The sequence below is a fragment of the Gordonia polyisoprenivorans NBRC 16320 = JCM 10675 genome (assembly GCF_000241325.1).
Lineage (GTDB): Bacteria > Actinomycetota > Actinomycetes > Mycobacteriales > Mycobacteriaceae > Gordonia > Gordonia polyisoprenivorans.
Genome location: NZ_BAEI01000044.1, coordinates 16,799 through 33,763, shown reverse-complemented (window position 1 = coordinate 33,763; position 16,965 = coordinate 16,799). Strand labels below are relative to the sequence as shown.

General features: G+C 67.1%; 19 protein-coding genes. 12 read left to right on the top strand and 7 right to left on the bottom strand.

The features are described from left to right. The first annotated feature begins 93 nt into the window (after nt 1-93). The 4 genes from GOPIP_RS12235 to GOPIP_RS12220 all read left to right on the top strand — a co-directional run bounded on the left by GOPIP_RS12235 (nt 94) and on the right by GOPIP_RS12220 (nt 4,827). The gene (locus GOPIP_RS12235; RefSeq protein WP_006369967.1) at nt 94-1,620 is read left to right on the top strand and encodes an APC family permease; all 1,527 of its coding nucleotides are present in this window, start codon (nt 94-96) and stop codon (nt 1,618-1,620) included. 16 nt (nt 1,621-1,636) lie between these two features. Next, nucleotides 1,637-2,374 (top strand): IclR family transcriptional regulator, encoded by a 738-nt coding sequence (locus GOPIP_RS12230; protein WP_006369966.1) that lies wholly within the window; start codon nt 1,637-1,639, stop codon nt 2,372-2,374. A gap of 160 nt (nt 2,375-2,534) precedes the next feature. Then, nucleotides 2,535-4,055, top strand: coding sequence for a catalase (locus GOPIP_RS12225; protein ID WP_006369965.1), 1,521 nt, complete (start codon nt 2,535-2,537; stop codon nt 4,053-4,055). A 106-nt stretch (nt 4,056-4,161) separates the two neighbouring features. After that, on the top strand, nt 4,162-4,827 hold the full coding sequence (locus GOPIP_RS12220; protein WP_006369964.1) for a nitroreductase family protein: 666 nt from the start codon (nt 4,162-4,164) through the stop codon (nt 4,825-4,827). Between the two features lie 33 nt (nt 4,828-4,860). Here GOPIP_RS12220 and GOPIP_RS12215 read toward each other — a convergent pair whose 3' ends face one another. Continuing rightward, nucleotides 4,861-5,169, bottom strand: a complete 309-nt coding sequence (locus GOPIP_RS12215) for a metallothionein (RefSeq protein WP_006369963.1) — start codon at nt 5,167-5,169, stop codon at nt 4,861-4,863. 123 nt (nt 5,170-5,292) lie between these two features. Here GOPIP_RS12215 and GOPIP_RS12210 point away from each other — a divergent pair, with 123 nt between their 5' ends. Continuing rightward, nucleotides 5,293-6,372, top strand: coding sequence for a hypothetical protein (locus GOPIP_RS12210; protein WP_035727875.1), 1,080 nt, complete (start codon nt 5,293-5,295; stop codon nt 6,370-6,372). Nucleotides 6,373-6,411: 39 nt separating this feature from the next. Further along, complete coding sequence (locus GOPIP_RS12205; protein WP_006369961.1) at nt 6,412-6,855, top strand: anti-sigma factor; 444 nt, start codon at nt 6,412-6,414, stop codon at nt 6,853-6,855. Here GOPIP_RS12205 and GOPIP_RS12200 read toward each other — a convergent pair. Then, nucleotides 6,827-7,273: an STAS domain-containing protein gene (locus GOPIP_RS12200; protein WP_006369960.1), complete on the bottom strand. Its 447-nt coding sequence runs from the start codon at nt 7,271-7,273 to the stop codon at nt 6,827-6,829. The two genes, GOPIP_RS12205 and GOPIP_RS12200, sit on opposite strands and share 29 nt — an antisense overlap. A 313-nt stretch (nt 7,274-7,586) precedes the next feature. Between GOPIP_RS12200 and GOPIP_RS12195 the strand changes: the two genes are divergently transcribed. Then, nucleotides 7,587-8,330 (top strand): SigB/SigF/SigG family RNA polymerase sigma factor, encoded by a 744-nt coding sequence (locus GOPIP_RS12195; RefSeq protein ID WP_006369959.1) that lies wholly within the window; start codon nt 7,587-7,589, stop codon nt 8,328-8,330. A gap of 19 nt (nt 8,331-8,349) precedes the next feature. Here the strand turns inward: GOPIP_RS12195 and GOPIP_RS12190 are convergent, their stop codons facing one another. The 3 genes from GOPIP_RS12190 to GOPIP_RS12180 form a co-directional block, all read right to left on the bottom strand. Next, nucleotides 8,350-9,528, bottom strand: a complete 1,179-nt coding sequence (locus tag GOPIP_RS12190) for a zinc-dependent alcohol dehydrogenase (RefSeq protein WP_006369958.1) — start codon at nt 9,526-9,528, stop codon at nt 8,350-8,352. A 126-nt stretch (nt 9,529-9,654) separates the two neighbouring features. After that, complete coding sequence (locus tag GOPIP_RS12185) at nt 9,655-10,110, bottom strand: SRPBCC family protein (protein ID WP_006369957.1); 456 nt, start codon at nt 10,108-10,110, stop codon at nt 9,655-9,657. Beyond that, nucleotides 10,107-10,796 carry a PAS and ANTAR domain-containing protein gene (locus tag GOPIP_RS12180; RefSeq protein ID WP_006369956.1) on the bottom strand — a complete coding sequence of 230 codons (690 nt, stop codon included), beginning with the start codon at nt 10,794-10,796 and terminating at the stop codon, nt 10,107-10,109. Before GOPIP_RS12180 ends, GOPIP_RS12185 begins: the two co-directional genes overlap by 4 nt. A 203-nt stretch (nt 10,797-10,999) precedes the next feature. Between GOPIP_RS12180 and GOPIP_RS12175 the strand changes: the two genes are divergently transcribed. Then, the gene (locus tag GOPIP_RS12175) at nt 11,000-11,740 is read left to right on the top strand and encodes a GAF and ANTAR domain-containing protein (protein ID WP_006369955.1); all 741 of its coding nucleotides are present in this window, start codon (nt 11,000-11,002) and stop codon (nt 11,738-11,740) included. A gap of 22 nt (nt 11,741-11,762) precedes the next feature. After that, complete coding sequence (locus GOPIP_RS12170) at nt 11,763-12,194, top strand: nuclear transport factor 2 family protein (RefSeq protein ID WP_006369954.1); 432 nt, start codon at nt 11,763-11,765, stop codon at nt 12,192-12,194. A gap of 31 nt (nt 12,195-12,225) precedes the next feature. Here the strand turns inward: GOPIP_RS12170 and GOPIP_RS12165 are convergent, their stop codons facing one another. Both GOPIP_RS12165 and GOPIP_RS12160 read right to left on the bottom strand, forming a co-directional pair. Next, a complete protein-coding gene (locus GOPIP_RS12165; protein WP_006369953.1) occupies nt 12,226-13,995 on the bottom strand; it encodes a glycoside hydrolase family 15 protein in 1,770 nt (589 codons plus the stop codon). A gap of 39 nt (nt 13,996-14,034) precedes the next feature. Beyond that, complete coding sequence (locus GOPIP_RS12160) at nt 14,035-14,508, bottom strand: CinA family protein (protein WP_006369952.1); 474 nt, start codon at nt 14,506-14,508, stop codon at nt 14,035-14,037. A 155-nt stretch (nt 14,509-14,663) separates the two neighbouring features. Between GOPIP_RS12160 and GOPIP_RS12155 the strand changes: the two genes are divergently transcribed. From GOPIP_RS12155 to GOPIP_RS12145, 3 genes are read left to right on the top strand one after another with little or no spacing between them, the layout of a single operon-like run. After that, nucleotides 14,664-16,025 carry a glucose-6-phosphate dehydrogenase gene (locus GOPIP_RS12155; RefSeq protein WP_006369951.1) on the top strand — a complete coding sequence of 454 codons (1,362 nt, stop codon included), beginning with the start codon at nt 14,664-14,666 and terminating at the stop codon, nt 16,023-16,025. A 10-nt stretch (nt 16,026-16,035) separates the two neighbouring features. Then, the gene (locus tag GOPIP_RS12150) at nt 16,036-16,521 is read left to right on the top strand and encodes an SRPBCC family protein (protein ID WP_006369950.1); all 486 of its coding nucleotides are present in this window, start codon (nt 16,036-16,038) and stop codon (nt 16,519-16,521) included. Further along, on the top strand, nt 16,518-16,892 hold the full coding sequence (locus tag GOPIP_RS12145) for a DUF427 domain-containing protein (protein ID WP_006369949.1): 375 nt from the start codon (nt 16,518-16,520) through the stop codon (nt 16,890-16,892). Before GOPIP_RS12150 ends, GOPIP_RS12145 begins: the two co-directional genes overlap by 4 nt. The last annotated feature ends 73 nt before the right edge of the window (nt 16,893-16,965 follow it).

Here is a 16,965-nt window from a genome sequence, read left to right as displayed (position 1 = left end):
ACGAGGTGTGTGTCACGTCACAATGGCGCCCATGTAAGGCATGTCGAGAATCACAGACGCCGACATTCTCACGCTGGTTAACACGGATGAAACATGAAAACGACGCGCGGAAACGCGCTCTCGGCCACCGTGGAGGGCGCCATGTCCTCGTCGATCTCTCGCCGTCGCGCCACCGGATCGCCACTCGTCGCCGACGAGTCGCCCGTCCGGGGGCTCACGCGTCGTCAACTCCCCTTCATACCCGTCTTCGCGCAATCGGTCGCGGCCATCGCCCCGGCCGGCACGTCGGCGGTGACGCCCCTGTTCGTGATCGCGGCGATCAGTGGTTCCGGTGGCGTGCTCGCCTTCGCCGCGGCCGCCGTCGTCATCATGCTCGTCGCTGCGTGCATCCGGCCGATGGCCCAGCGACTGGCGGTGGTCGGCGGGCTGTATTCCTATGTGGCCCAAGGGTTCGGACCTCGTGTGGCGCTACCGACGGCGTGGTCGGCGATCCTCGGCTACGGCTCGGTGAGCATGGCCGGATTGCTCGCCGTCGGGCTATATCTGAGCCATATCGCGGTCAGCCTCGGCGTGGCCGCCGCGCCGTCGGTGATCGCGATGTGTGTCATCGTCGTCGCGTCGGCGGCGGTGATGACGGTATTGATGGTGCGCGGGGTCAAGGTCTCGGCAACGGCAATCCTCGGCATCGAGATCGTCGCCGTCGTCATCATGGTCGGTCTGATGCTGTGGTTGGGGATCACTCACCGCGGTGCCGGATATTCGGCGGCCTTCACCTCGCACATCGACCCCGGCTCGATGGGTCTCAACATCGTCGTCGCGGTCAGCGCATTCGTCGGATTCGAATCCGCGACCACCCTCTCCGCCGAGGCCCGGCGGCCCTTCCGCAGCGTTCCCCGCACCCTGATGTGGACGCCGCCGGCCGCTGCGGTGATCTATCTGCTCGCGGTCACCTCGCAGTCGGTGGCGATGGCCGGCGCCCCCGAGCGCATCCGGGAGAGTCCCACCCCACTGGCCGCCCTGTTCCTGTCCGAAGGCACCCGCGTCGCGTCGGTGATCCTCGACCTCGGCATCGCGACCTCCTTCTTCGCCTGCGCGCTGGCCTCGGTGAATGCACTGGTCCGGGTGCTGTTCACGCTTGGCCGCGAGCAGGTCGTGCCCGCCGGTTTCGGCCGGGCGCACCGGCGGTTCCACACCCCGGCGTTCGCGACGGTGTGCGCGATGGGCGCCGTCGTCGCCGGGCCGCTGATCTTCCTGTGGTGCGGCGGCAACCCGCAGACCGGCATCCGCGACTTCTTGACGCTGAGCGCGCTGGGCTACATGGGCAGTTACCTCACCGCGTGCCTGGCGGCGCCGGCGATGTTGCGTCGGATCGGCGAGGCGAGCCGCGCGATCACCGTGCTGGGTGCGGTGACGGCGACGATCCTCGTGGTGCTCCTCGTCACCGGCTTCACCACCGACGTCGGCAGCGGGCGGGTGCTGTGCGCGATCTATGTGATCTCGATGATCGTTGTCGTTGTCGCGGTGGCGGTGGTCGCACGATGCGCGCCAACCCGATTCGGCCGCGTCGGTGTCTTCGACGCCACGAGCCGCGACGACATCCTCACGGTGACCCTGCGATGACGCGGCAGGTGCACCCGTGGCGATAGGACGACCCGACCGTGCTGATTCGGTGGCTCGGGCGCTGCAGATCATCGAGGCGGTCGCCGATCTGGGGCTGGGCACCACCGGCAGCGAGATCGCCCGTCATCTGGGCTTCCCGCAGGCCAGCACCTACCGGCTGCTCAACGGACTGGTCGCCGACGAATACCTGGTACGGACCGCCGACCTGCGCGGCTTCGCGCTGGGTGCCCGGCTCTCGACGATGCTGTCGGGGGTGCTGCCACCACCGGTGCCCGCGCGGGCGCGGGAGCTGATCGACGAGTTCCGGTCATCGGTGCGTTTCGCGGTGCACCTGGTCTACTTCCGGCCCACCACGCTGCGAATCCTCGACCCAGACCCCGACCACCCGCTGACCGGTATCGGCGAACTCATGCGCTATCCGCACGCGTCGGCGCCGGGCAAGATCCTGCTCGCGTCGCTGTCGGAGTGGCGGGAGGTGGTCGGCGCCTCACCGGCACCGATCACCCCGGCAACGATCATCGACCTCACCCGCCTCGGCGATGAGATCGCACAGATCCGCCGGACCGATGTCGCGATCGACGACGGTGAGCTCGTCTGCGACCACGCCCACGTCGCCGTGCCGATCCTCGACGCCGACGGCGACGTCCGCGGCGCGGTGATGATCGGCGGCGTCTCCACCCGGCTCGACGCGATCCGTTCGCTGGTCGACGCGGCGAAGGGGCTCTCCTCGGCGCTCGGTCCGCTGCTGTTCTGACACCGACCTGGACATCGGCGCCCGGCGAGCGGCTACCCTCGAAGCAGTGGTGCTCGAGAAGCCTGGCACCCTCGCGCTCGCCTTTGCGATGCGAGCCGGCGCCACAGCCCGGCGTCGGCGATGGACACAATCAATCCGGCTCAAGGCCGTTGGAGGCGATATGTCCGAGAACAACGATTTCTACACCACCCGTGATTCCGGGGCCCCGGCGGGCAGCGACGAACATTCGCTGACCGTCGGCGCCGGCGGGCCGATCGTGTTGCACGATCACTATCTGATCGAGCAGATGGCCCAGTTCAACCGGGAACGCATCCCGGAGCGACAGCCACACGCCAAGGGCAGCGGTGCCTTCGGCACCTTCGAGACCACCGAGGACGTCTCGGCGTACACGTGCGCCGGGTTGTTCCAGCCAGGGGTGAAAACCGAGATGGTGGCCCGGTTCTCCACCGTGGCGGGGGAGCGTGGCAGCCCCGACACCTGGCGTGACCCAAGGGGTTTCGCGCTCAAGTTCTATACCGACGAGGGTATCTACGACATGGTCGGCAACAACACGCCGGTCTTCTTCGTCAAGGACCCGATGAAGTTCCAGCACTTCATCCGGTCGCAGAAACGTCGCGCCGACAACAACCTTCGAGACCACGACATGCAGTGGGACTTCTGGACCCTCTCGCCGGAGTCGGCCCACCAGGTCACCTGGCTGATGGGTGACCGGGGCATCCCGAAGACGTGGCGGCACATGAACGGCTACAGCTCGCACACCTACCTGTGGGTCAATGCGCAGGGTGTGAAGTCCTGGGTCAAGTACCACTTCATCAGTGATCAGGGCATCGAGTTCTTCACCCAGCACGAGGGCGATCAGATGGCTGCGGCGGACACCGATTTCCATACCCGGGATCTATTCGAGTCCATCGCCGGCGGCGACCATCCGAGCTGGACGCTCAAGGTGCAGATCATGCCTTACGACGACGCCGTCTCGTACCGGTTCAATCCGTTCGACCTGACCAAGGTGTGGCCGCACGGCGACTATCCGTTGCAGGAGGTGGGCCGGATGACGTTGCACACCAACCCCACCGACAATCACGCACAGATCGAGCAGGTCGCCTTCGAGCCGAACAACGTGGTGCCGGGCATCGGGTTCAGTCCCGACCGGATGCTGCTGGGCCGGGTGTTCTCCTACGCCGACGCGCACCGGCACCGTCTGGGCGCCAACTACAAGCAGATCCCGGTCAACGCCCCGCGCAACGAGGTACACACCTACTCCAAAGACGGTGCGATGCGGATCAATCCGGTGACCGACCCGGTGTATGCGCCGAACTCCAAGGGCGGTCCGGCAGCGACGTTCGCCGGGCAGGCCGAGCCGCAGTGGGCCGCCGACGGCGACATCATCCGCAGCGCCTACGTCGATCATCCCGAAGACGACGACTGGGGTCAGGCGGGCACGATGGTGCGCGAGGTCCTCGACGACGCCGCCCGGGATCGCTTGGTGGACAACATCGTCGGTCACCTGCTCAACGGTGTCAGCGAGCCCGTGCTGGCCCGGGCCTTCGAGTACTGGAGCCGGGTCGACACCGATCTGGGCGCCAAGATCAAGAAGGGTGTCACCGAGAAGGCCGACGAGCCCGACCCGAAGAAGGCCGAGCAGGGCAATCCGGCGCGCTCGTCGATGCAGCAGAAGGTATAGCTCGGCTGCCGAATACAGATACCACGTGAGCGGGCTCCGACCCCCGATTTTCCGGGTCCGGAGCCCGCTCGCGTGGAAGCCGTATTCGTGGTGGGAGGATCGAGACATGGAATTCGACGACGTCATCCGCACGACTTTCGCCGCACGCGAGTTCACCGACGATCCGGTGACCGACGAGGTGCTGTGGGAGATCCTCGACACCGCGCGCTTCGCGCCCAGTGGCGGTAACCGCCAGGGCGCACATGTGATCGTGGTGCGAGACCCGGACACCAAGCAGGCGATCGCCGAAGTGAGCAAGACCGGTGCCCGCCGCTACCTGGCCCAGCGTGCCGCGGGCGAAATGCCGTGGAACGTCGTGCATCCCAGCGCGGTCACCGACGCCGACCTCGCCGTCACCGAAGGCGTCGACGAGTTCGTCGCCCCGCTCGCCGCTGCGCCGGTGCTGCTGGTGGTGACGGTGAACCTGGAGGTCGTGGCGTCGATGGACAAGGACCTCGACCGCATCGGCGTGGTCCCGGGTGGCTCGATCTATCCGCTGGTGTGGAACATCCTCACCACCGCACGTTCTCGCGGATTCGGCGGCACGATCACCACGATGGCCGTCACCGAGGAACCCGGCGTCCGCGAACTCCTGGCGATCCCCGACACCCACGCGGTGGCGGCGGTGCTGCCGCTGGGCAAGCCGGTCAAACAACTCACCCGGCTACGGCGGGAACCCGTCGAGGACTTCGTGACGCGAGAACGCTTCGACGGCAACCCATTCACGCGATAGCGCGGGCGCTCCAACGTCAGTTCCCCGATTCCGTCAGTCGACAGATTCGGCATGACGGTCGTCGAACACCCGCCAGCGCCCGGACCCGCCGTCGGCCGCCCCGATGTGGTCGACCAGGCCACGATGGCCGGCCTCGCGTGCACAGTGCGCGCAGCAGAAGATGTCGTTGCCGCTCTCGAGTCCGTGCCCGAGGATGCGGCACCGGCAGTGTCCGCAGTGCGGTGCGAGAGCGGCGATTGCACATTCGAAGCTGTCGAAGACCCCGCCGGAGTGCGGATCCGTCCCGATCGTGATCGTCATCGCCCGCGGATACTCGTTGCCGCACATGTCGCAGATGGCCATAGCCGTCTCCTCGTCTGAATGGTGGGGAAGACTTCCCGCTGTCCGGGGATACCCGGGGACGCCGAGGTCAAACCCGTAGAACGCCGCGATTGACCCGCGTTCGCGATGGGTACCCCGGACCATATGACACGAGCAGCAGACGAGGCACCCGGTTTACGCATCATCGCCGAACCCGGCTTGCCCGCCACCATCGTGGAGAAGTCCGAGGACGAGATCCGCGACGTTCTGGAGCCCAACGCATTCGAGTACGCGGGGCTGACGGTGGCCGACGAATCGTCGCTGGAGCTGGAACCCAAATCCAACCTGGAGGCCGTGCGCTCGGGCGAGACACTCGGCCCCGAAGCGGTGGTGTTCCTCACCGAGATACCGAGATTCGCCGAGAGTCGTACCCGCACACCCGATGTGGTGTCGATCGAGGTCGACGCCGGGCGCGAGTCGGCGGTGATCTCCGCGCCGGCCTTCGGCCCGTTCCCGCGGAGGCGACTGATCGACGCGATCGGCCTCGCCGCCGGCCGACTCGGTGGTCGGCGAGAGCCCCAGCCGGGCGGGCGCCGCTGGTCGACCGACCCGACAGCAGGCACCGACCGACTGCTCGACGGCGGGCGAATCGGCCGAATGCGGTTGACACTGGGCATGGTTCGGGGCAACCGGCCGTGGCGGCTGATCCCCACGCTCACCGGCATGACCGCGGCCGCGGCCGCCGCGGCCTCGTTCGGGGTGTTCTTCACCTCGATCTGGTCGATGGCCGATGCGCTGAGCGTGTGGCGGCTGCTGGGCATCTCGCTGCTGTCGCTGGTTCTCGCGACCGTCTGGCTGGTGGTCAACAATCGGCTGTGGGACACCCCGCGCCGCACGACGGCGCGGCGTGCGCGGCTCTACAACATCGCCACCGTGGTCACCGTCGCCTTCAGTGCGGCGGTGCTCTATCTCGGATTGTTCACCGCGACCCTGCTCGCCGCGGTCATCGTCATCGACTCCGGGTTCATGACGCAGACGCTGGGGGCGCCGGTCGACGTGTGGAACTACCTGAGCCTGGCGTGGCTGGCGACGTCGTTGGGAATGTTCGCAGGCGCCATCGGGTCGAGCGCCGACAGCTACGATGACGTCCTGCGCGCCACCTACGGCTACCGGGAGCGCACCCGCCGGCAGGCCGAAGACGACCGCCGGCACAACGGGGGTTTTGCCCGGCGAAGGGATGGGTAAGAACCAAGTCAGAAGCCAACCATCGTGAGGAGAGGATCAGTGACAGACAGCGGCGTGAGTGGTGGCGGCGGGCAGACGGTGATCGTCGACCTGTTGGACGCCTCCGGAGAACCGGTGGAGCTCGCCGTCGGCGCGGAGTCCGACCGACTCTCGATCATCCGGTCGGTCGTCGAGCGCACCCTGTACCTCGCCGACTGGACCGTCGACGAGGTCACCGACGTCAAGATCGCGATCGACGAGATCTGCTCCCAGCTCATCTCCGCAGCCGTTGCCGGTGCGCGGGTGCACCTGTCGCTGACCGTCGGTCCGACCGGTGCGGTGGCCCGCGCCGCGAGCCCGGTGATCCCCGGATTCGAGATCGACACAACAGGTTTCGGGTGGCGGGTGGTGACCACGCTCACCGATGCGCACACCATCGAGTGTGTCGATCGTCCCGATCACCGGGATCTCACCGTCACGATCGGTAAGACGCGGCAGCGGTGATCACCGCCCACCCGGCGGCCTCGACCGAATCGTAGACGTCGATACCCGTCTCCCCGGCGCATGCGCGGATCGGCCGTGCGATCGGGGTACCGCCGACCACGGCGACAGGAATGCCCTGGTGAGCGGCCTCGTCATGGAAACCGACCAGAACCCCGAGTCCGGATGCGCTGAGGAATCGGACATCGGTGAGGTCGAGGACCACACCCTCGGGCTGCTTGGCCAGCACCCTGTCGAGGGCCACCGCGAAATCGGCGGTGGTCTGCATGTCGATGGCGCCGGAGAGATGCTGCACGCAGAACGACCGTCCGACGGCCATCGGTGTGGACGCGCGATCACGATGCGGCGCCGAGTACGTCGCTGCTGAATCATCCGGGTCGTTCGCCGGATGGAAAGTCATGTTGGTGTCGAGCTGTTTCATGGCGGCCTCCGTCGCATAGGTGACATCGGAGTCAGTGAAAGATCGGAGTCGGTGAAAGGATGCGACGAGACGGAGATGGTCCAGTCCGCGCCGCTCGCAGCTGCTTGACTGAACCGCTGTGTCCAACCGTACGGACCGGCGGGTAGGTCTTCAAGGGGAGTTTCGGGTCCGGCGCAACTGGGTACGGTGACAAGAGAGCCATATCTGCCGGTCAATCGTCCGAGAACGCCACCTCGGGCCATGGAGGATTTGTTTGTCGCCGTCTACGCAAGGACAGGATCGCCGTGATGACGAGTACGCCGACGTCATCCCGATGCTGGCGGAGATGCGGGCCGAATCCGACGCCGACCATCGTTCGGTTCTGCGGGATCGGGTGATCGAGCGCTGCCTGCCGCTGGCCGAGCATGTGGCCCGCCGTTTCGCCGACCGTGGGGAGGCCTTCGACGATCTCGTCCAGGTCGCCCGGATCGGGTTGGTGAACGCGGTGGATCGCTTCGACGTCGAGCGCGGCGCGAATTTCCTGTCGTTCGCCGTGCCGACCGTGATGGGTGAGGTCCGGCGCCATTTCCGTGACGGCACGTGGAGTATGCGCGTGCCGCGTCGCAGCAAGGAGATCTCACTGCGGATCGGCCGGGCCGCCGACGAACTGGTGCAACGCCTCGGGCGTTCGCCGCGACCCAGCGAACTCGCCGAATTCCTCGACCTCTCCGTCGACGAGGTCATCGACGGTCTGATGGCCCGGTCGGCCTACAACTCCATCTCCATCGATGCCGAGGCCGACGAGCAGCGGCAGTCGATCGGCGACACGCTCGGCGACGACGACGAACACCTCGCTGCGGTGGAGGATTACGTCACGCTGGCCCCGGCGATGGCCCGACTCCCCGAGCGTGAACGAAACATCCTGTCGCTGCGCTTCTTTCGTGGGATGTCGCAGAGCGAGATCGCCGCGGAGGTCGGCATCTCGCAGATGCACGTGTCGCGGCTGCTCTCCCGGACCCTGCGGGCCCTGCGGGAGGAGCTGACCGATCCCGAGGAGGACGCTCCTTCCGCCGGGTGACCGCGATTGTCGCGTGCCGTCAGGGCTTGAGGGTGATCTTGACCGCGCCGTCCTGCTTGTTCTGGAAGATGTCGTAGGCGTGCGGCGCCTCGTCGAGCGAGAGTTCATGAGTGGCAAAGGAATCCACTCCCAGCGGGTCATCGTCGCCGAGGAGCGGCAAGATGTCGGGAACCCAGCGTTTCACATTCGCCTGACCCATCCGGAGCTGAATCTGCTTGTCGAACAACGTGAGCATCGGGATCGGGTCGGCCGTGCCCCCATACACCCCGCTCAACGAGATGGTGCCACCGCGGCGGACGGCGTCGATCGCGGTGTAGAACGCGGCCATTCGGTCCACACCGGCGTGCTGCATGAGTGGCTCGGCCACCGCGTCGGGTAGCAGACCGACCAGACGCTGGGCCATCTGATTGACCGGCGAGCCATGGGCTTCCATGCCGACGGCGTCGATCACCGAGTCGCTGCCGCGTCCGTCGGTCCGTTCCCGGACCGCTTCGGCCACGTCGTCGACGGCGTCGAGGTCGATGGTGGTGATGCCGCGGGCCTCGGCACGGGCGAGTCGTTCGGGTACCCGGTCGACGGCGATCACCCGCGCACCCCGATGGGCGGCGATGCGGGCGGCCATGTCACCGATCGGTCCGAGGCCGAGCACCGTGACGGTGCCGTTGTCGGGGATGCCCGCGTACTCCACGCCCTGCCAGGCGGTCGGCAGCACGTCGGACAGGTAGACGTACCGGGAGTCCGGTGCGTCGTCGGGCACCTTGATGTGGGTGAACTGTGCTTGCGGCACACGGAGGTACTCGGCCTGCCCGCCGGGCACCGACCCGTAGAGCTTCGAGTAGCCGAACAGTGCCGCACCCATCCCCTGATCGCGGACTTGTGTTGTCTCACATTGGGTGTAGAGCCGGTCGTCGCACATGCGGCAGGTGCCGCACGAGATCTGGAACGGGATCACCACACGGTCGCCGACCCGCAGTTCGCCGGTGTCGGCGCCGACTTCCTCGACGACACCCATCGCCTCGTGTCCGAGGATGTCCCCGGGAGTCATGAAGGCGCCGAGGACCTCGTACAGGTGCAGATCGGATCCGCAGATGTTGGTGGAGGTGACCTTGATGATCGCGTCCGAGGGTTCTTCGATCTTCGGGTCGGGCACCTCGTCCACCGACACCGTGCGCTTGCCCTGCCATGTCACCGCTCGCATCTGTTCCTCCTGGTCGCTGATGGTCTCCCGTCAGCGTGCCCAGGTCGGCGGTGCGTCAAACATGGGGTGCGTCAAACATGTTCGGCCCGAGAGCATTCACGCGGACCTGACCTGGCCGGGTGCGCGTCAGGCCTTGCGATCGACACCTTCGGCCATCGACGCCAGCCGGCGGAGGCACTCGCGCAGCCGCGGTGCCATGGCGAGGTGCTGCACCTCGTCGGGTAACCAGGACATGGGCGGGGTCTCGGCGTGCTCGACCATCTCCAGCTGTGTGCCGTCGGGGTCGGGCCGGACCGTCACGACCACGCGCGCCCTGCCGAACGGCCATGCGGCCGCGGACAACTCGAGCGTGGTGGCGTCCGGGCTCGTGGTGTCGATGCGACGAACCCAGGTCTTGTCGTCGAGCAGCGCGGGCCACGCGCCAACCGAGTGGTGGATACGGGTGCCGGCAGCCGGCCACCCCGCGTCGACCTGTCGGATGCGGGCGGCTCCGACCACCCACGACGAGTACAGCCAGCCGTCGGACAGGACCGACCACACCTGGTCCGGGCTCGCCGTGCTGTGCTCGATCACGGGCTTCATGGCTCGATCACCTGTGCCCCCTCGGACTCGACCGGGTCGACCGACTCGTGGGCGGTGAGTAGCAGGTGGTCGAAGTCTTGCCGGACGGCGTCGGGTACCTCGATCGCCTGGCTGCCGGTGAGGATGCTGCGGCACAGGCTGCTGACCTTCACGTTCGTGGTCTGCGATCGCCATTTGAGTACCTCGAAGGCCTGCTCGGCGCTGACGCGGTAGGCGAACATGATCATTCCCTTCGTCTGCTCGATGACACCCTGGCTCTCGCGGAAACGGTTGATGTGGTGGTCGATCTGATCCTTGACGACGTTCGTCTCCCACCCGTCCATGTCCAGGTAGACGCCCTCGGTGCCGATTGCGACCCCCGACGCATCGAGGAGCGGATGCCCGATCACCACGACGTGATGGAGCACGCCGCGCGTGTCGATGATGCGGTGTCGGCTGGAGAACGGGCTGTGCTCGGAGAGCATCCGCTCCACGAGGCGCTCGAAGTCCTCGCGATCGTCGGGGTGCTTGTGACCGACCATCAGTTCGGTCGTCGGCTCGACCTCGCCGGGAGCGTAGCCGTGTAGAGCGGCGACCTCGTCGGACCATTCCCATCGCTGCGTGGCGAAGAAGAAGCGGAAACTCCCGACGTTGTGGGCGCGAGCCGTGGCGTCGAAGGCAGCATCACGTCCGGCGTCATCGAGCACTGAGAAACCTCCACACGTGAATCCAGTAGAAGTGCCAGCGGGCTCGGGCATGATCACCTTACTCACCTGCCCCACCCGCGTCACCTTCGCTGCCGCCGCGCAGTGGTGCGGTCCAGGCGTTTTGCGGATACCGGCCGCGGATTCGGGACCTTGGTCCCGTCGGTCGGCTGCGGACGGGGGTGAATGGGAGTACGCAGGGAAGGGTGACGCACACCGAGGACTCCGGCGCATCCATCCACGCGAAGATCGCCGAACTCGCGCGCGCCGTCCACGGGGTGTCCGAGGCGGAGTTCGGGCCGGACCGCGTCATCCGACACGTCACCGAATCGGCGGTGCAGATCCTGCCCGACGTCGACCACGCCGGGTTCACCATGGTCGTGCGTGATGCGGCGGGTACACCCACGCTCGAGTCGACGGCCGAGACCGATCTGATCGCCCGCCAATTCGACGTGCTGCAGCACGAGTATGGCGACGGCCCGTGCTTCGAGGCCATCTGGAACGAGCGGATCGTCGGCATCGACGACGTGGAGACCGAGCCGCGGTGGCCCGAACTCATGCGGGCGGTGCGTGAACGCACCCCGATCCGGTCCAATCTGTCGATCCAGCTGTATGTGTCCGGCCGCGAACTCGGTGCGCTCAATCTGTTTTCCGGCACCCCGCACGCCTTCGACGAGGAGGCCCGCGATCTGGCCGAGACCCTCGCGACGCATGCGGCGATAGCGCTCAACACCGCGCACCGGGGCGAGCAGTTCCGCAGCGCGCTGGCCAGCCGAGACCTCATCGGGCAGGCGAAGGGCATGATCATGGAGCGCTTCCGCGTGGACGCGGTCCGGGCCTTCGAGATCATCCGGCGCCTCTCCCAGGAGTCCAACACCCCGGTCGCGGAGGTGGCGGCACGGATCGTCGCGGCCGAGGAGTTCGACGATCGGGAACGCAGTTCGTGAGAGCCGGGTAGCGTCGGACGCCATGGATGCGCAGCGCGTGGCCGACACGCTGGAGATACAGCACCTGTTGACCGGGTACGCCAGGGCCGTGGATACCCGCGACTGGGAGCGATACCGCTCGTTGTTCACCGCCGACGCGACGATCGACTACCGCTCATCGCCGTTCGGGATCGTCGGGTCCGTCGACGAGGTGGTGGAGTGGTTGGAGGCGGGACTCTCGGCACTGCCGATGACCATGCATTACGTGATGAACATCGACGCGACCATCAGCGGTGACACCGCCACGGTCACCGCGCAGTTCTACAACCCGATGCAGATACCCGGCTTCGACGAGCTGAGTACGTGCGGCGGCTATTACCACCACACGATGGTCCGCACCGCCGACGGCTGGCGCAGCCGCGGCATGCGTGAAGAGATCCTCTGGTTCGTCAATTCGCCTGTGCCGCAGCAATGATCATGGTCTGCTGCAGCTTTCGTGGGCACTTTCAGTCGACCGCACCTGCCAAGGCGTCCGCGGCACGCACAAAGGCCAGGTGCGACAAGGCCTGAGGGACGTTGCCCACCTGCCGCCGGTCGCCCGGGTCGTATTCCTCGGAGAACAACCCGAGGTCGCTGGCGGTGTCGCAGGCCCGGGTCATCAGTGTCTCGGCGTCCTCGACGCGCCCGCTGCGGGCGTACTGTTCGACGAGCCAGAACGTGCACGCCAGGAAGGGGTGTTCGGTGCCCGAGACGCCGTCGACGCCCGATTCGGAGCGATAGCGGGCCACCAGTCCGTCGGGCATCAGGTCGCGTTCGATGCGCTCGACGCAGGCCAGCATCCGCGGGTCGTCCGGCGCGCAGAAACCGATCTGCGGCAGTTGCAGGAGTGCGGCGTCGACCTCGCCGGTCCCCGCGTATTGCACGAAGTAACCGCCGTCGGGATCGACCATGCGGCTGTCGATCTCGGCTCGCAGATCGTCGCGGTGCCGCTTCCACTTGTCCAGCGGGCCGGTCAGGCCGAAGTCCTCGATCGCCTTGACGCCGCGGTCGAAGGCCGCCCACTCCTGGGCCCGTGAATGGGTGAAGAACCTCGGTTCGCCACGCATCTCCCAGATGCCCTGGTCGGGCTGGTCGAGGTAGGCCTCGACGCGCTTGAGCAGGTGCCGTTGCAGGGGCCAGGAGAAATCCGTCTCGGGGAGTCCGGCCGTCCGCGCGGTGTGTAGCGCGACCATCACCTCGCCGATGGTGTCGGCCTGGAACTGGTCGACGGCGGCGTTGCCGACCCGGACCGGGGTCGAGTTCTCGTAGCCGGGCAGCGGCAACTCGCGTTCGGGCAGATCACGTTCTCCGGCAATGCCGTAGAGGATCTGTACCCGTTTCGGGTCACCGGCGATCGCACGCATCAACCAGGTGCGCCAATGATCGGCCACATGCAGGAAGCCGTGGCAGATCAGGACGTCCAGCGTCAGTGCCGCATCCCGTAGCCACACATATCGGTAGTCCCAGTTGCGTTCCCCGCCAGGCATTTCCGGTAGCGAAGTGGTGGCGGCGGCGACGATGCCACCGGTGTCGAGGTTCGACAGTGCGCGCAGGGTGACCAGGGATCGGACCACCCGATCGCGGTGCGGCCCTTGATGTTCGATGTGGCTCGCCCACTCGGTCCACCACTGTCGTGTCGTCTCGAGGGCGGTGTCGACGTCGAGTGGTGCGGGTTGCGGCCGGTAGGAGTGATACCAGGTGAGGACGAGGTCGCGGTGCTCGCCGGCGTCGACGGAGAAACCTGCGCGGTGGACGTGGTCGGTGGCGCGCAGGGTGACGCCGCGGAGTATCACGGCATCCGGTCCGGCGATCGCCAGGAGGGCGGGTTCGTCCTCGCCGACCTGACGTACCCAGGGGACCGACCGGGCGTAGTCGAAGCGCATGCGCAGCGATGTCGTGAACTCGACTGTGCCGGTGATCCCGACGACGCGGCGTACCAGGTCGACGCGCCCGCCGTCGACGGGCATGAAGTCGTGGACCTCGGCGACACCGGTTTCGGTTTCCCACCGGGTGACCAGGATGAGCGTGTTGCCGTCGTAGTGGCGGCTGACCGGGGTCGCGTCGCCTGCGGGCTTCAGCGACCAGCTTCCGTGTTCGTGGGAGCCGAGCAGCGACGCGAAGATCGACGGTGAATCGAATCGTGGGACGCACAGCCAGTTCACGCGTCCGGTGCGGGAGATCAGTGCCCCCGTCCGGCAGTCGCCGACGAATCCGAGGTCCTCGATGCGGGTGGTCATCCGTCGATTCTGCCCTCACTCGACCGGCTCATGGGCCTCTCAGGTCAGCGTCGACACGAACAATCGGAGCGCCTCGATGGTGGTGGCCTCGACGATCTCGGCGGGTTCGCCCTCGAATCGGCGACGCCGCGTCTCGGCGTGGCCGCCGCTGAACACGCCGAACCACACCGTTCCCGGCTCGTCCTCCTGCGGCTGCGGCCCTCCTTCACCGGTGACCGCGACCGCCACGTCGGCGCCGAGCAGACGCGCCGTCGAGGTGGCCATCGCCGACGCCGCCTCCGCGCAGACGACCGGCCCGGGCGGTACCTCGAGCAGCCCGTGTTTGACCTCGGGGCGGTACGCGACGATGCCACCGGCGAACCACGCGCCCGAGTTCTCCGCCCGACTCAACGCCGCGGCGATGTTTCCTCCGGTCAGCGATTCGGCGACGGCCAGCGTGCGGGTCCGATCGCCGTCGGCCAGATGGGAGATCGTGGCGCACAGGTCATCGATCGGCTCCGTGCCCGACATCATCGAGCTCCTTTCCTTCGACGTGCATTGCTACCGCGGTGGGTACCCGCCCGAGCTCGCATCCACACCTGCGCGGTCGCGGGTGTGAGTAGGCTTCGGACGAGGCCTGCTGCGTCCACCGGTCCGGTGTTCACCGGACATGATCACCAGGAGAAGCCATGACGGACACCACCCTGATCATCTTCGGAGCCACCGGTGATCTGACCAAGCGGCTGCTGTTGCCCGCCCTGGGGCAGTTGCTCGACCGGGAGCCGGATCGCCGGGTGCATCTCATCGGGGTCGGTCGATCGGAGCGTGACGCCGACACCTGGCGCGGCGAGGTACGCGAGGCGTTCGGCGACGATGCCGGCCCCAGCGCCCTGGCTCTCGCCGACGAAACCGTCTACCGGCAGGGCGATCTGACCGATTCCGACGATCTGTCGCGGCTCCTCGGCGAGGCCAAGGGACGTCCCGTGCTGTACTTCGCGGTGCCGCCGGCGGTCACCGAGAAATCGTGTGAAGCGTTGCGGGATGTGGACATTCCGGACGGAACGATCCTCGCCCCGGAGAAGCCATTCGGCACCGACGAGGCCAGTGCGCACGCGCTGAACCAATTGCTCACCCAACTCGTCCCCGAGGAGCAGGTCTTTCGCGTCGACCACTTCCTCGGGCAGTCGGTGCTGCTCGATCTGCTCAGCGTGCGCTTCGCGAACCGGATGTTCGAGCCGGTCTGGTCGGCCGACCACATCGAGTCCGTCGTCATCCGCTATGACGAGGATCTCGGGCTGGAGGGGCGTGCCGATTTCTACGAGGGCACCGGCGCATTGCGGGACATGGTGCAGAGCCACTTGTTGCAATTGCTCGCCGTGGTGGCGATGGATTCGCCGGCGACGCTCGGCGAACGCGACCTGCGAGATGCGACGGGCGCGGCGCTGCGTGCGGTGCAGATCTGGGGCGACGACGCGGTCGCCCATTCCCGTCGGGCGCGCTACACCGCGGGAGAGGTCGACGGCAAGCAGTTGCCGTCCTACGTCGATGAGAAGGGCGTCGATCCCGCACGCCACACCGAGACGCTGGCCGAGGCGACGTTCGGCGTGCGCACCGCGCGCTGGGATGGGGTGCCGTTCACGCTGCGCTCCGGCAAGGCCCTGGCGCCGCCGGTCAAGGAGATCGCGCTGACGTTCCGGCCGGTGCGTCATCTACCCGCGCAGTTCGGCACCGAAGTGGCACCGAATGTGTTGCGGCTCAAGCTCGGTCCGGATGTGATGAACGTGCAGCTGAACATCCACGACGGCACCAACCCGTTCGCCGTCAAAACCATCGACTTCGACGCCGACCTCGGTCACGGGTCGGTCCGGGCCTACGCCGAGGTGCTCTCGGGCATCCTCGACGGTGACGCCACCCTCGCGGTCCGCGGTGATGCGGCCGAACAATGCTGGCGCATCGTGCAACCCGTGATCGACGCGTGGGAGGCGAACAAGGTGCCGCTGGAGGACTACCCCGCGGGCAGTTCGGGCCCGCAGTCCTGGCCCGCACTCTGACGGCGTCGGGATGAAGTCGACGGCCCGTCTGCAGATCGCCGATGTGACAGTGCAATTCGGTGTCGCCTCGGAGGTCGCATACGACTATCTCAGCGATCCCGGCCGCCGCGCCGAATGGCAGGCCAGCCTGCTCCGGGTCGCCGACGAGGCCGATGTGGGGGAACCGGGTGAGGCCGGTTCGAGTTGGATCGATGTCACCGCCGTCCCCTTCGTCCGGCCGACCATGGAGGTCGTGGAGAGCCGCCGAGCGCAGCGGTGGCGCGAGATCGGGCGGTGGGGACCGGTCGATGCGGCGTTGAGTCTCGACTTCGAGGCGCAGGGCGAACATTCGACGCTCGTGCGGGCACGTGCCCATCTGACCGTGCCGTTGGTCGCCGTTGCCGGACTGTTCGGCATCCGCGTCCTCGCTCCCGCCGCGCTTGGCGCGGATCTGCGCACTGCGGCAAGGCTTCTCGAAGACAGACAGATAACCGACCATCAACAGGAGGCATCATGAGCGACCGACCACGACTCACCCCGGACGCCACCCATCCGATCACCGTCGAACCGACGCCCGGCCGGGTACGGGTGTGGCTGGGCGAGCAACTCATCGCCGACACCACGCACGCGATGACGCTGCGGGAGGCCACTTATCCACCGGTGCAGTACATTCCGCGCGACGACGTCGTCGCCGACGTGCTCACCACGAGTGCGCACAGCACCTACTGCCCGTACAAGGGCGACGCCGGCTATCACGGTCTGCGCGAGGCCGACGGTACCGAGGTCCCGGATAAGGCGTGGTTCTACGCCGAGCCCTATCGGGCGGTGGCCGAGATCGCCGATCATCTGGCCTTCTATCCCGATGCGGTACGCGTCGAGGTCGAGTGAGGGTGAAAATGGTTTTGGCAACTAGGTTGTGCAACACCTAGTTGTGTGGCACCTAGTTAAGGGTTATGGTCAG

Bases quoted from the DNA above. Each gene is read 5' to 3' on its own strand.
- GOPIP_RS12160 (WP_006369952.1), bottom strand. From the start codon at position 14,508: ATGATGTCGGGCACGGAGCCGATCGATGACCTGTGCGCCACGATCTCC.
- GOPIP_RS12210 (WP_035727875.1), top strand. From the start codon at position 5,293: ATGACACGAGCAGCAGACGAGGCACCCGGTTTACGCATCATCGCCGAA.
- GOPIP_RS12215 (WP_006369963.1), bottom strand. From the start codon at position 5,169: ATGGCCATCTGCGACATGTGCGGCAACGAGTATCCGCGGGCGATGACG.
- GOPIP_RS12235 (WP_006369967.1), top strand. From the start codon at position 94: ATGAAAACGACGCGCGGAAACGCGCTCTCGGCCACCGTGGAGGGCGCC.
- GOPIP_RS12200 (WP_006369960.1), bottom strand. From the start codon at position 7,273: ATGAAACAGCTCGACACCAACATGACTTTCCATCCGGCGAACGACCCG.
- GOPIP_RS12185 (WP_006369957.1), bottom strand. From the start codon at position 10,110: ATGAAGCCCGTGATCGAGCACAGCACGGCGAGCCCGGACCAGGTGTGG.
- GOPIP_RS12195 (WP_006369959.1), top strand. From the start codon at position 7,587: ATGCTGGCGGAGATGCGGGCCGAATCCGACGCCGACCATCGTTCGGTT.
- GOPIP_RS12145 (WP_006369949.1), top strand. From the start codon at position 16,518: ATGAGCGACCGACCACGACTCACCCCGGACGCCACCCATCCGATCACC.
- GOPIP_RS12165 (WP_006369953.1), bottom strand. From the start codon at position 13,995: ATGACCACCCGCATCGAGGACCTCGGATTCGTCGGCGACTGCCGGACG.
- GOPIP_RS12225 (WP_006369965.1), top strand. From the start codon at position 2,535: ATGTCCGAGAACAACGATTTCTACACCACCCGTGATTCCGGGGCCCCG.
- GOPIP_RS12220 (WP_006369964.1), top strand. From the start codon at position 4,162: ATGGAATTCGACGACGTCATCCGCACGACTTTCGCCGCACGCGAGTTC.
- GOPIP_RS12155 (WP_006369951.1), top strand. From the start codon at position 14,664: ATGACGGACACCACCCTGATCATCTTCGGAGCCACCGGTGATCTGACC.
- GOPIP_RS12150 (WP_006369950.1), top strand. From the start codon at position 16,036: ATGAAGTCGACGGCCCGTCTGCAGATCGCCGATGTGACAGTGCAATTC.
- GOPIP_RS12190 (WP_006369958.1), bottom strand. From the start codon at position 9,528: ATGCGAGCGGTGACATGGCAGGGCAAGCGCACGGTGTCGGTGGACGAG.
- GOPIP_RS12170 (WP_006369954.1), top strand. From the start codon at position 11,763: ATGGATGCGCAGCGCGTGGCCGACACGCTGGAGATACAGCACCTGTTG.